At 61.0% G+C, this 12,577-nt stretch carries 13 protein-coding genes; 9 read left to right on the top strand and 4 right to left on the bottom strand.

Features of this window, described 5'->3' with window-relative positions; all coding sequences use genetic code 11:
- Positions 1-106 precede the first annotated feature (106 nt).
- Both xdhC and guaD read left to right on the top strand, forming a co-directional pair.
- Positions 107-952 (top strand): xanthine dehydrogenase accessory protein XdhC, encoded by an 846-nt coding sequence (gene xdhC, locus ACLCGK_RS20605; protein ID WP_410952783.1) that lies wholly within the window; start codon positions 107-109, stop codon positions 950-952.
- Positions 953-962: 10 nt separating this feature from the next.
- Positions 963-2,267 (top strand): guanine deaminase, encoded by a 1,305-nt coding sequence (gene guaD, locus ACLCGK_RS20600; RefSeq protein ID WP_039614441.1) that lies wholly within the window; start codon positions 963-965, stop codon positions 2,265-2,267.
- On the opposite strand, the gene aqpZ is transcribed toward guaD, so the two are convergent.
- Together aqpZ and ACLCGK_RS20590 are read right to left on the bottom strand one after the other, a co-directional pair.
- Positions 2,264-2,962, bottom strand: a complete 699-nt coding sequence (gene aqpZ, locus ACLCGK_RS20595; protein WP_013973527.1) for an aquaporin Z — start codon at positions 2,960-2,962, stop codon at positions 2,264-2,266. The two genes, guaD and aqpZ, sit on opposite strands and share 4 nt — an antisense overlap.
- 169 nt (positions 2,963-3,131) lie before the next feature.
- A complete protein-coding gene (locus tag ACLCGK_RS20590; protein ID WP_003259493.1) occupies positions 3,132-3,887 on the bottom strand; it encodes a GntR family transcriptional regulator in 756 nt (251 codons plus the stop codon).
- A gap of 282 nt (positions 3,888-4,169) precedes the next feature.
- On the opposite strand from ACLCGK_RS20590, the gene ACLCGK_RS20585 reads away from it, so the two are divergent.
- Both ACLCGK_RS20585 and ACLCGK_RS20580 read left to right on the top strand, forming a co-directional pair.
- Positions 4,170-5,519, top strand: coding sequence for an NCS2 family permease (locus tag ACLCGK_RS20585; protein ID WP_013973528.1), 1,350 nt, complete (start codon positions 4,170-4,172; stop codon positions 5,517-5,519).
- 248 nt (positions 5,520-5,767) lie between these two features.
- On the top strand, positions 5,768-6,721 hold the full coding sequence (locus ACLCGK_RS20580) for an RHS repeat-associated core domain-containing protein (RefSeq protein WP_410952782.1): 954 nt from the start codon (positions 5,768-5,770) through the stop codon (positions 6,719-6,721).
- 79 nt (positions 6,722-6,800) lie between these two features.
- Here the strand turns inward: ACLCGK_RS20580 and uraH are convergent, their stop codons facing one another.
- Positions 6,801-7,154, bottom strand: a complete 354-nt coding sequence (uraH, locus tag ACLCGK_RS20575; protein ID WP_003259496.1) for a hydroxyisourate hydrolase — start codon at positions 7,152-7,154, stop codon at positions 6,801-6,803.
- A gap of 17 nt (positions 7,155-7,171) precedes the next feature.
- On the bottom strand, positions 7,172-7,477 hold the full coding sequence (locus tag ACLCGK_RS20570) for a hypothetical protein (protein WP_410952781.1): 306 nt from the start codon (positions 7,475-7,477) through the stop codon (positions 7,172-7,174).
- A 75-nt stretch (positions 7,478-7,552) separates the two neighbouring features.
- Here ACLCGK_RS20570 and puuE point away from each other — a divergent pair, with 75 nt between their 5' ends.
- The 5 genes from puuE (at position 7,553) to ACLCGK_RS20545 (ending at position 12,523) form a co-directional block, all read left to right on the top strand.
- Positions 7,553-8,479, top strand: coding sequence for an allantoinase PuuE (gene puuE / locus ACLCGK_RS20565; protein ID WP_013973531.1), 927 nt, complete (start codon positions 7,553-7,555; stop codon positions 8,477-8,479).
- Entirely contained in the window at positions 8,479-8,994 is a 516-nt protein-coding gene (uraD, locus tag ACLCGK_RS20560; RefSeq protein WP_013973532.1) for a 2-oxo-4-hydroxy-4-carboxy-5-ureidoimidazoline decarboxylase, read from the top strand. Before puuE ends, uraD begins: the two co-directional genes overlap by 1 nt.
- A 56-nt stretch (positions 8,995-9,050) precedes the next feature.
- Complete coding sequence (locus tag ACLCGK_RS20555; RefSeq protein WP_003259500.1) at positions 9,051-9,554, top strand: ureidoglycolate lyase; 504 nt, start codon at positions 9,051-9,053, stop codon at positions 9,552-9,554.
- 59 nt (positions 9,555-9,613) lie between these two features.
- Positions 9,614-10,942 carry a urate hydroxylase PuuD gene (locus tag ACLCGK_RS20550; protein WP_410952780.1) on the top strand — a complete coding sequence of 443 codons (1,329 nt, stop codon included), beginning with the start codon at positions 9,614-9,616 and terminating at the stop codon, positions 10,940-10,942.
- Positions 10,943-11,167: 225 nt separating this feature from the next.
- On the top strand, positions 11,168-12,523 hold the full coding sequence (locus tag ACLCGK_RS20545; protein WP_013973535.1) for a nucleobase:cation symporter-2 family protein: 1,356 nt from the start codon (positions 11,168-11,170) through the stop codon (positions 12,521-12,523).
- The last annotated feature ends 54 nt before the right edge of the window (positions 12,524-12,577 follow it).

Here is a 12,577-nt window from a genome sequence, read left to right as displayed (position 1 = left end):
GCTCCCACAGGTACTGCACCGCTGGCAAGCTCTGTGTTGCACCTGTGGGAGCCCGGCTTGCCGGCGATAGGGCCAGTACAGGCAACCTGAAATGAGGATCTGCATCATGCACCAATGGATCAACGCCCTCGCCGACCACCAGTCCCGTGGCGAAGCCTGCGTGCTGGTTACCATCATCGAGGAGCGCGGCTCGACCCCGCGCAATGCCGGCTCGAAAATGGTCGTCAGCGCCAGCGGCCTGTTCGACACCATCGGCGGCGGCCACCTGGAATACAAGGCCCTGCACATCGCCAGGCAAATGCTCGAAGAGTACCGCACCACCCCGCATCTGGAGCGCTTCAGCCTCGGTGCCAGCCTTGGCCAGTGCTGCGGCGGCGTCACTGTGCTGCTGTTCGAGCCCATGGCCGCGGTGCAGGCGCAGATCGCGGTGTTCGGCGCGGGCCATGTCGGCCGGGCTCTGGTACCCTTGCTCGCCGCGCTGCCCTGCCGGGTGCGCTGGATCGATTCGCGCGAGCAGGAATTCCCTGCCCTGATCCCCGACGGGGTGACCAAGGTGGTCAGCGAGGATCCGGTCGACGAAGTGGCAGACCTGCCGCCAGGCTGCTACTGCATCGTCATGACCCACAACCACCAGCTCGACCTGGAACTGACCGCCGCCATTCTCAAGCGCAACGACTTCACCTGGTTCGGCCTGATCGGCTCGAAGACCAAACGGGTCAAGTTCGAGCACCGCCTGCGCGAGCGCGGCTATGACGAGGCCGTGATGGCGCGCATGCGCTGCCCGATGGGCCTGGCCGAGGTCAAGGGCAAGCTGCCCATCGAGATCGCCGTGTCCATCGCCGGTGAAATCATCGCCACCTACAACGCCTGCTTCGGCCAGCACGACGCTGCCGCCAATGCCGGCCCCATTGCCCAGTTGCTGCCGCCCTCCCGGCGCAGCCAAGCCATTTGACGAGTGTGTTATGACCGTTACCCGCAAAGCCTACCGTGCCGCCATCCTGCACAGCATCGCCGACCCGGCCGAGGTGGGCCTGGAGGCTTCCCATGAATACTTCGAGGACGGCCTGCTGGTGGTCGACAATGGCCGCATCAGCGCCGTAGGCCACGCCGCCGAACTGTTGCCGACCCTGGACGCCGATATCCCGGTCGAGCACTACCAGGACGCACTGATCACCCCAGGCTTCATCGACACCCATATCCATTTCCCGCAGACCGGCATGATCGGCTCCTACGGCGAACAGTTGCTGGACTGGCTGAATACCTACACCTTCCCCTGCGAAAAGCAGTTCGCCGACAAGGAACACGCCGACCAGGTGGCGAAAATCTTCCTCAAGGAACTGCTGCGCAACGGCACCACCACCGCCCTGGTGTTCGGCAGCGTGCACCCGGAATCGGTCAATGCCCTGTTCGAAGAAGCCGAACGCCTGGACCTGCGCCTGATCGCCGGCAAGGTGATGATGGACCGCAACGCCCCGGACTACCTGACCGATACCGCAGAGTCCGGCTATACCGAAAGCAAGGCACTGATCGAGCGCTGGCACGGCAAGGGCCGCCTGCATTATGCAGTCACCCCGCGCTTCGCCCCGACCAGTACGCCTGAACAGCTGGCGCTGGCGGGCCAACTGCTCAAGGAACACCCGGGCGTGTACATGCACACGCACCTGTCGGAGAACCTCAAGGAAATCGAGTGGGTCAAGTCGCTGTTCCCCGAGCAGAAGGGTTACCTCGACGTATACGACCACTTCGAGCTGCTGGGCGAACGCTCGGTATTCGCCCATGGCGTGCACCTGTGCGATGACGAATGCCAGCGCCTGGCCGAAACCGGCTCGGCGGTGGCCTTCTGCCCCACCTCCAACCTGTTCCTCGGCAGCGGCCTGTTCAACCTGCCCCAGGCCGAGCGCTTCAAGGTCAATGTGGGCCTGGGCACTGACGTTGGCGCCGGTACCAGCTTCTCGCTGCTCAACACCCTGAACGAAGCGTACAAGGTGATGCAACTGCAGGGCGCACGCCTGCACCCGTACAAGTCACTGTACCTGGCCACCCTCGGCGGCGCCCGCGCGCTGCGCCTGGACGACCGCATCGGCAGCCTGCGCCCGGGCAACGATGCCGACTTCGTGGTACTGGACTACAAGGCCACGCCACTGCTGGACTACCGCATCCAGCAGTCCAACAGCATCGAGGAAACCCTGTTCGTGCTGACCACCCTCGGCGACGACCGCACCGTGCGTGAAACCTACGCCGCTGGGCGTTGCGTGCACCAGCGCTAAGGTTCTTTTGCCAGACCCCGGTACAGTGCGCCGCCGATCGCAGCACCAATCAGCGGCGCCACCCAGAACAGCCACAGCTGTTGCAGGGCCCAGCCACCGACGAACAAGGCCGGCCCCGTGCTACGCGCGGGGTTGACCGAGGTATTGGTCACTGGGATCGAGATCAGGTGGATCAGGGTCAAAGCCAAACCAATGGCGATCGGCGCAAACCCCGCCGGCGCCCGGGCGTCGGTAGCGCCCATGATCACCACCAGGAACATCGCCGTCATAACCACTTCACTGACAAAGCCCGCCCCGAGCGTGTAGCCGCCAGGCGAGTGGTCGGCGTAGCCGTTCGAAGCCAATCCCGCGGACAGCTCGAAACCTGACTTGCCGCTGGCGATGAGGTAGATCACACCTGCCGCCAGAATGGCGCCGATCACCTGGGCGATCACGTAGGGCAGCAGCTCTTTGGCCGGAAAGCGCCCGCCCACCACCAGCCCGAACGACACGGCGGGGTTGAGGTGACAGCCGGAGATATGGCCGATGGCGAAGGCCATGGTCAGCACGGTGAGGCCGAAGGCGAAGGCGACGCCAAGTACACCGATGCCGATGGGCGAGCTGGCGGCGAGTACCGCACTGCCGCAGCCGCCAAGCACCAGCCAGAAGGTGCCGACCAGCTCGGCCCCCATGCGTTTACCGAGGGACATGCTCATGAGTCCATTCCTCAAGAAGTTGAACGCAACGAATGCGCAAGCCCAACTGCTTGATGAAGGTTTGCTCACAAGAATTTAGCAGACACCAGGCTAATGGCCAGAAATGGCTGGGGGCTGCTTGCCGGCGATGGACTGCAAAGCAGCCCCCTTCAGTCAACCAGGCAAACGATCAACCCTTGACCGATACCTTGGGCTTTTTCAGCAAGTGCGAGAACACCGCATGCAGATCGTCCGAGGCACTCTCCTCGTCCAGGTTCAGCTTGCTGTCGATGTGGTCCATGTGGTGCATCATCAGGCTCACCGCCTGCTCTGCATCGCGCGCCTCGATGGCATCGATCAGCTGCATGTGCTCGTCATACGAGCAATGCGAGCGGTTGCCGCTTTCGTACTGGGCGATGATCAACGAAGTCTGCGACACCAGGCTGCGCTGGAAGCTGACCAGCGGCGCATTGCCCGCAGCCTCGGCCAGCTTGAGGTGGAATTCGCCGGAAAGACGAATGCCGGCACCACGGTCACCACGCGAGAAGCTGTCGCGCTCCTCCCGCACCATCTGCCGCAGCTCGTTGAGCTGCTCGAGGGTAGCGTGCTGCACGGCCAGTTCGGTAATGGCCCGTTCGACCATGCGCCTGGAGAAGAACACCTGACGGGCTTCTTCCACCGTAGGGCTGGCCACCACTGCGCCGCGGTTCGGCCGCAACAGCACCACGCTTTCGTGGGCCAGGCGCGACAAGGCGCGGCGGATGATGGTGCGGCTGACGCCGAAGATCTCGCCCAGCGCTTCCTCGCTCAACTTGGTACCCGGTGCCAGACGCTGCTCGAGGATCGCCTCGAAAATATGCGCGTAGACGATGTCGTCCTGGGTACCACTGCGGCCAGCCTTGCCGGTACGCGCAGGTTTCTTCAGAGGTTGCAGCTGTTCGTTCATGGGCTCTCGAGGCACGAAGGAAAGTATGGCGCCATTGTACACAGGCTGAGCCGTTTCTGCAGGTGGCCTTTTACCTATATAGCCGTTGTACGACGTATTGCGCACACAAAAGATAAAACATTATTTGCTTTATTTGTACACAAAAGCATAATCCACCGAGCAACTTCTTGACCCATAAGTCAACAAACCGGTCAGACGTCTGCCTTCCCTCGCGGAGCCGCCAAGTGCATTGCGCAGGCCCATGGTTCCAGAACAACAAGAAAGACTTGAGGAGTACTCGCTGTGGAAAGCCGCAAATCCGAAGCCCCTACGCTGGATCTTGCCCCACCGCTCGAAACGAGCTGGCTGGAGCGGATTTTCAAACTCAAGCAACACGGCAGCACCGTCAGAACCGAAATGATCGCCGGCGTGACCACCTTCATCACCATGGCCTACATCATCTTCGTCAACCCCAACATCATGGCCGACGCAGGCATCGACCACGGTGCCGCCTTCGTCGCCACCTGCATCGCCGCCGCGCTGGGCTGCCTGCTGATGGGCCTGTACGCCAACTGGCCGGTGGGCCTGGCGCCGGGCATGGGGCTTAACGCCTTCTTCACCTACACCGTAGTCGGCACCATGGGCTACAACTGGGAAACGGCACTGGGCGCAGTCTTCGTCTCGGGTGTGCTGTTCATGTTCCTGACCTTGTCGAAAGTGCGCGAATGGTTGCTCAACAGCATCCCGGTCAGCCTGCGCCATGCCATGGGGGCCGGCGTCGGATTGTTTCTCGGGCTGATCGGCCTGAAGACGGCAGGCATCATCGTCGACAGCCCCGCCACGCTGATCAAGCTGGGCTCGCTGCATGAGCCAGGGCCGCTGCTGGCGGCGGTGTGCTTCCTGCTGATCGCCATCCTCAGCTACAAGCGGGTGTTCGGTGCAATCCTGATCAGCATCATCGGTGTCACCCTGGCCGGCTGGGGCCTGGGCCTGGTGAAATTCGGCGGGGTGATGTCGATGCCGCCTAGCCTGGCTCCGACCTGGATGGCCATGGATGTGGCCGGTGTTTTCAACGTCAGCATGATCAGCGTGGTGCTGGCGTTCCTGTTCGTGCACATGTTCGACACCGCCGGCACCCTGATGGGCGTAGCGCAGCGGGCCAACCTGGTGGCGCCGGACGGGCGTATCGAGAACTTGTCGAAGGCGCTGAAGGCTGACAGCGCTTCGAGTGTGTTCGGTGCCGTGGTCGGTGTGCCGCCGGTGACCAGTTATGTGGAAAGTGCTGCCGGTGTGGCCGCTGGTGGTCGTACCGGCCTGACGGCGGTGGTGGTCGGCCTGCTGTTCATCGCGGCGATGTTCTTCGCCCCGCTGGCCGGGATGATTCCAGCCTATGCCACCGCCGGTGCGCTGATCTACGTGGCGATGCTGATGATGGGCAGCATGGCGCATATTCACTGGGACGAGGCCACCGACAGCATTCCGGCGATCGTCACGGTGATCATGATGCCGCTGACTTTCTCGGTCGCCGACGGTATTGCCCTGGGCTTCATCAGCTATGTGGCGTTGAAAGCCGGTACCGGCAAGTACAAGGAGATCTCCGCCAGCCTGTGGGTACTGTGCGCGATCTTCATTGCCAAGTTCGTGTTCCTCTGACGCTCACTGCACCACCCAAGGGCGCTTCGGCGCCCTTGGTTTTTTTCAGCGTCGCTCCACTTGGAGGCTACCCACCTAGGTGAATCACTGAATAATTTTTATTTCTTGCTGACGGTACACACAAACTGCATTGATTCAACTGACAGTTTTGCCAGGTGCGAGATGGAATATCCCTCTGTATAAGCATATCGAAAGCCCTAGACTCTGTATTTCAAATTCTCTCAGCCGGACCAGCCAGGAAATGCAAAATGAATCGCTTATTCTACCAAAACGCAAAACTGCATTCCTCTGTTGGCACAGGTAACACGAAGACTGTATTTCGCATCAGCGATCAGGCTTTTTCCCTCCTCCATTGCACAACTCTCCATAAGTCTCCGATTCTCTTCGCTATAGACCATGCAGGCTCGGTGATCGGCAACCTAACTTTCACGCGCGATAAACATATCGCCTACACCCCTTTTGGCTACACTACAGTTAGTCAAGCCGACTCCCACGATCTTGCTTTCAACGACCAATGGCTTTTCGCAACAATTGGAGGTTATCTTTTAGGGAACGGTCATCGTCTATACCGTCCCGATGTTATGCGCCTCTGCTCCTCCGATGATAACAGCCCTTTTGGCGATGGTGGTTTTAATGCTTATGCATATTGCCTGGGGGACCCCGTTAACCGCCATGACCCCACCGGCAAATCTGGAGAGTCACTGAAAAAAGTCTTAACAATACCCCTCCCCAGAGATCAAATTTTCAAACACTTATCTTCACGCGATCTTGCAAATTTCTCGCGAGCCTCAAAAACAACATACAGTTCTGCCAAGGGGTACTCCTTGAGGTCTCAAAAATTGAACCAGCGTATAGGGAGCGGCGCTCGTCGCAGCTTGCTTCCGGTGGATGAAATGTTGGCCGAAGGGAAGATCTATAGCGATAGATTTTCACCCAAAGCTCGAGCGGCCATCGATACTGCCATTGAAAAAAGACAGCAAAATCCTAATTCACTTGATGATTCGGGAAAGTTTGCGGAAACTGTTCTACCTATAATCAGAGCGGACAGAAGACTTCGGCTGCAAGAGCGGGCATCTATGTATCAGGAAGCAACTGATCGACTGAGAATCCGGATAGATCGAGAACGTCGGCTAGCTGACGAACAGGAAGAAATCAGGCGCGCATCCTCCCCGTTTGCTCGCGGCGGGTTAAATTCATTTTAGTAACTTTCCTGCAGACGAAAAAAAGCCCGCCAGTGTGAGAGCGGGCCAAAGGACCTACGAAGATTCTTCTAGCGACCAACTAGCTTCCACGATAGGTCGAATAGCTGTACGGCGAGATCAGCAGCGGCACGTGGTAGTGCTCCTGCTGCTCGTCGATGCCAAAGCGCAGCACGACAACATCCAGGAACGCCTGGGCCGGCAGCTGTACACCGCGAGCGCGGTAGTAGTCACCAGCGCTGAACTGCAGCTGGTAGACGCCGGTACGGTAGTCGTCACCCTGCAGCAGCGGCGCATCGACGCGGCCATCGCTGTTGGTCAGGGCGGTGTTCACCAGCTCAAGCTGCTGGCCTTCGACACGGTACAGCTCGACCTTGATCGAGCTGCCCGGGCAGCCATGCGCGGCATCCAGTACGTGTGTGGTCAAACGTCCCATTGCTTGTCGCCTCTTGTTCAATCTGTGGGCAAAAAATACTCAGCCGTCGCACCAGCATAGCGCCTGCGGCAGGCGGGAATGACGTCATTAAGACATTCTGAGCCAAGATTGTACACAATTTTTTCAACCCATCTGTCGCCCGCAGCAAATCTTGCCACTGAGCGACCCACCGATCGCAAAGACAGGCCTGGTAACGACACCAACATCATTAGCTGACCAATCAGGCAGGTTTCTTGCACTGTTTTTCCAGGTCGCTGCGAGGCGACAAAAGGGAAGAAATGCGGAAAAACAGGCTTACAAAAGATTTCAGAAGTTGTATACAATCAGCCCATCCGGTGGTGCGACATCCCGACGCGGTCCGCCCACCCCCGCACAAACGCACAAGAAGGAAGACTGCAGTGAGCGCTGACTATCCTCGCGACCTGATCGGTTACGGCAACAACCCTCCTCACCCGCAATGGCCGGGCAACGCTCGCATCGCGCTGTCTTTCGTCCTCAACTACGAGGAAGGTGGCGAACGCAACATCCTGCACGGTGACAAGGAGTCCGAAGCGTTCCTCTCGGAAATGGTCGCCGCCCAGCCACTGCAGGGCGTGCGCAACATGAGCATGGAATCGCTGTACGAGTACGGTAGCCGTGCCGGCGTGTGGCGCCTGCTGAAGCTGTTCAAGGACAGCGGCGTGCCGTTGACCATCTTCGCCGTGGCCATGGCCGCCCAGCGCCACCCCGACGTGATCCGTGCCATGGCCGAGGCCGGTCATGAAATCTGCAGCCACGGTTACCGCTGGATCGACTACCAGTACATGGACGAGGCCCAGGAGCGCGAGCACATGCTCGAAGCCATCCGCATCCTCACCGAAATCACCGGCGAGCGCCCGCTGGGCTGGTACACCGGCCGCACCGGCCCGAACACCCGTCGCCTGGTGATGGAGGAAGGCGGCTTCCTGTATGACAGCGACACCTACGACGACGACCTGCCCTACTGGGAGCCGAACAACCCTACCGGCAAGCCGCACCTGGTGATCCCCTACACCCTCGACACCAACGACATGCGCTTCACCCAGGTACAGGGCTTCAACTGCGGCGAGCAGTTCTTCCAGTACCTGAAGGACGCCTTCGATGTGCTGTACGCCGAGGGCGCCGAAGCACCGAAAATGCTGTCCATCGGCCTGCACTGCCGCCTGGTCGGCCGCCCGGCGCGCCTGGCCGCACTGAAGCGCTTCGTCGATTACGCAAAAAGCCATGACCAGGTCTGGTTCGCCCGTCGCGTGGACATCGCCCGCCACTGGCACGCCACCCACCCGTACAAGAAAGAGAACGCCTGATGACCGCCTTCAAGACCCTCAAGCCATCCGCCCTGGACCGCGACGCCTTCGTCAAGGCCTTCGCCGACATCTACGAGCACTCGCCGTGGGTAGCCGAAAAAGCCTATGACCTGGGCCAACTGGGCGAACTGGACGAGATCGAGGCGCTGCACCAGCGCATGAGCGACATCCTGCTCAGCGCCAACCACGCCGACCAGTTGGCGCTGATCAACGCTCACCCGGACCTGGCCGGCAAGGCCGCCATCCAGGGCGAGCTGACCGAATCGAGCACCAACGAGCAGGCCGGCGCCGGTATTCACCAGTGCACCGCCGAAGAGTTCGCCCGTTTCACCGAACTGAACGACGCCTACAAGGCCAAGTTCCAGTTCCCGTTCATCATGGCGGTAAAAGGCAGCAACCGGCACCAGATCCTCGCCTCCTTCGAAAAACGCATCCACAACGATGCCGATGCCGAATTCAAGGAAGCCCTGGCACAGATCAACCTGATCGCCCTGTTCCGCCTGCTGCAGCTGTAAAGCCGCCGCAACGCTTGAGCCTTATCCAGAACAACGAACATAGAAGAGATATCCGCATGCGCACCCTGATGATCGAGCCCCTGACCAAAGAAGCCTTCGCCCCCTTCGGAGACGTGATCGAAACCGACGGCAGCGACCACTTCATGATCAACAATGGCTCGACCATGCGCTTTCACAAGCTCGCCACGGTCGAAACCGCCGAGCCTGAAGACAAGGCGATCATCAGCATCTTCCGCGCCGACGCGCTGGACATGCCGCTGACCGTGCGCATGCTGGAACGCCATCCGCTGGGCAGCCAGGCTTTCATCCCGCTGCTCGGCAACCCCTTTCTGATCGTGGTCGCGCCAGTTGGCGATGCACCTGTATCAGGTTTGGTCCGAGCCTTCCGCAGTAATGGCAGGCAGGGCGTTAATTACCATCGCGGCGTCTGGCACCACCCGGTGCTGACGATCGAAAAGCGGGATGACTTCCTGGTGGTTGATCGCAGTGGTTCCGGCAACAACTGCGACGAGCATTACTTCACCGAGGAACAGATGCTGGTCCTCAATCCCCACCAATAAGAAAAGGTCGGTCATTCAAGGGCATTGCCCGAGCGGGTGACCGGCAAGAGGTACATACTGTGGAAGCACACCTTCACGAATGGCTGAACCTGAGCATTCGCTGGGTTCACATGATCACCGGTGTCGCCTGGATCGGTGCATCGTTCTACTTCGTCTGGCTGGAGAACCACCTGAACCGAAGCAATCCGCGCGATGGGTTGTCGGGTGATCTCTGGGCAATTCACGGCGGTGGTATCTACCACCTGGAGAAATACAAGCTCGCCCCCCCGAAAATGCCCGAGAACCTGCACTGGTTCAAATGGGAGGCCTACTTCACCTGGATGTCCGGTATTGCCCTGCTGTGCGTGGTGTTCTACTGGAACCCGACCCTGTACCTGCTGGCCCCTGGCAGCACCTTGAGCGGTGCCGAAGGCGTGGCCATCGGTATCGGCTCGCTGATCGCCGGCTGGTTCATCTACGACTTCCTGTGCGACTCGCCCCTGGGCAAGAAGCCAGCGCTGCTCGGTGCAGTACTGTTCGTGCTGATCATCGCCGCATGCTGGGGCTTCAGCCTGGTGTTCAGCGGCCGTGGTGCGTACCTGCACACCGGCGCGATCATCGGCACCATCATGGTCGGCAACGTGTTCCGCATCATCATGCCGGCCCAGCGCCAGCTGGTGGCTGCGATCGAGAACAACCAGACCCCCGACCCGGTACTGCCGGCCAAGGGCCTGCTGCGCTCGCGCCACAACAACTACTTCACCCTGCCGGTGCTGTTCATCATGATCAGCAACCACTTCCCGAGCACCTACGGTAGCCAGTACAACTGGCTGATCCTGGCCGGTATCGCAGTAGCCGCGGTCCTGATCCGCCACTACTTCAACACCCGCCACGACAGCAACAAGTACGCCTGGACCCTGCCGGTCGGCGCCCTGGCGATGATCTGCCTGGCCTACGTCACCGGTCCGAAACCGATGGCCGTCAGCCCTGAGCAAGCCGCGGCGAAGGTCGAGTACCAGCCACTGCCTGCGACCGCTGTAGGTGGCAAGACCGCTGCCGAGCAACGCGCCGAGGACGCCGCCAAGGCTGCCGCAGCGCCTGCCGCGCCGGCCGAAGTCCCTGCCCAGGCCACGGCCCAGGCTGGCGGCGAGAGCTTCGACAAGATCCACAATGTCATCCAGGAACGCTGCACCGTGTGCCACTCGTCCAAGCCGACCAGCCCACTGTTCAGCGCCGCCCCTGCCGGCGTGATGTTCGACACCCCGCAGCAGATCCAGGCCCAGGCCGCGCGCATCCAGGCGCAAGCGGTCGCCAGCCAGATCATGCCGCTGGGCAACATCACCCAGATGACCACCGAAGAGCGCAAGCTCGTCGGTGACTGGATCGCCAAAGGCGCCCCGGTCAACTGATAGCACCTCGCCAGGCAACCCGTTCCCAAGGGGGATCACCCCCCCCTGTGGGAGCGGGCGTGCCCGCGAAGAGGCCGGCAAAGCCAGCCTCAGGCTTCATGTATTACGCAACAAGCAAGCATCGAGCGTTCGACCTCTAGCGAGAACCCCAGGCTGCCTCCACCGAGCCTGCCGCCTGAGCCCGGCGCTTGGATCCGAGAATAAAAACAAAACTCGAGGTGCTGCATGTCCGAGTCACGCAAGGCGTACATCCCTGTTGCGCCGCCGCGCGAGCCCTTGCCCCTGTTCCAACTGATCCTGGTTGGCCTGCAACACGTTCTGCTGATGTACGGTGGCGCCATCGCCGTGCCATTGATCATCGGCCAGGCCGCCGGGTTGTCCCGTGAAGAAGTCGCTTTCCTGATCAACGCCGACCTGCTGGTCGCTGGCGTCGCTACCATCATCCAGTCCTTCGGTATCGGCCCGGTGGGCATCCGCATGCCGGTGATGATGGGTGCCAGTTTCGCTGCCGTCGGCAGCATGGTGGCCATGGCCGGCATGCCCGGCGTGGGCCTGCAGGGGATCTTCGGCGCGACCATCGCCGCCGGGTTCTTCGGCATGCTGATCGCGCCGTTCATGTCCAAGGTCGTACGCTTCTTCCCGCCACTGGTCACCGGCACGGTGATCACCTCGATTGGCCTGTCGCTGTTCCCGGTGGCAGTCAACTGGGCCGGTGGCGGCCAACAGGCAGATACCTTCGGCTCGCCGATCTACCTGCTGGTGGCCGGCCTGGTGCTGGCGGTAATCCTGCTGATCAACCGTTTCATGCGCGGTTTCTGGGTCAACGTGTCGGTGCTGGTGGGCATGGGCCTGGGTTACATCCTGGCCGGTTCCATCGGCATGGTCGACCTGTCGGGCCTGAACGACGCACCGTGGCTGCAAGTGGTCACCCCACTGCACTTCGGCATGCCGACCTTCAGCCTGGCGCCGATCCTGTCCATGTGCCTGGTGGTGGTGATCATCTTCGTCGAGTCCACCGGCATGTTCCTGGCCCTGGGCAAGGTGACCGATCGTGAAGTTACCCCAGGGATGCTGCGTCGCGGCCTGCTGTGCGATGCCGGTGCGTCGTTCATTGCCGGCTTCTTCAACACCTTCACTCACTCCTCGTTCGCCCAGAACATCGGCCTGGTGCAGATGACCGGGGTGCGCTGCCGCTATGTCACCATCGTGGCCGGTGCACTGCTGATCCTGCTCAGCCTGCTGCCCAAGGCGGCCTTCCTGATTGCCTCGATCCCGCCAGCGGTACTGGGCGGCGCGTCCATCGCCATGTTCGGCATGGTCACCGCCACCGGGATCAAGATTCTCCAGGAGGCGGACATCGGCGACCGTCGCAACCAGCTGCTGGTTGCAGTGAGCGTCGGCTTCGGGTTGATCCCCGTGGTACGTCCGGAGTTCTTCGCCCAGATGCCCCAGTGGATGGAGCCCATCACCCACAGTGGCATCGCCATGGCCACGGTCAGTGCCCTGGTGTTGAACGTGCTGTTCAACATCCTTGGTGGTGCCGACCGCGCGGTGCACAACGAAGCCTGTCACCAACATTGAGCAAAGGGGGGCGGCGCGCTGCCGCCCCGCCTCGAATTCGCCGTAAACGCTACA

Source organism: Pseudomonas sp. S1(2024) (genome assembly GCF_046557535.1).
Note: the sequence above shows the minus strand (reverse complement) of the source record. Positions and strands in the feature narration are given on the sequence as shown.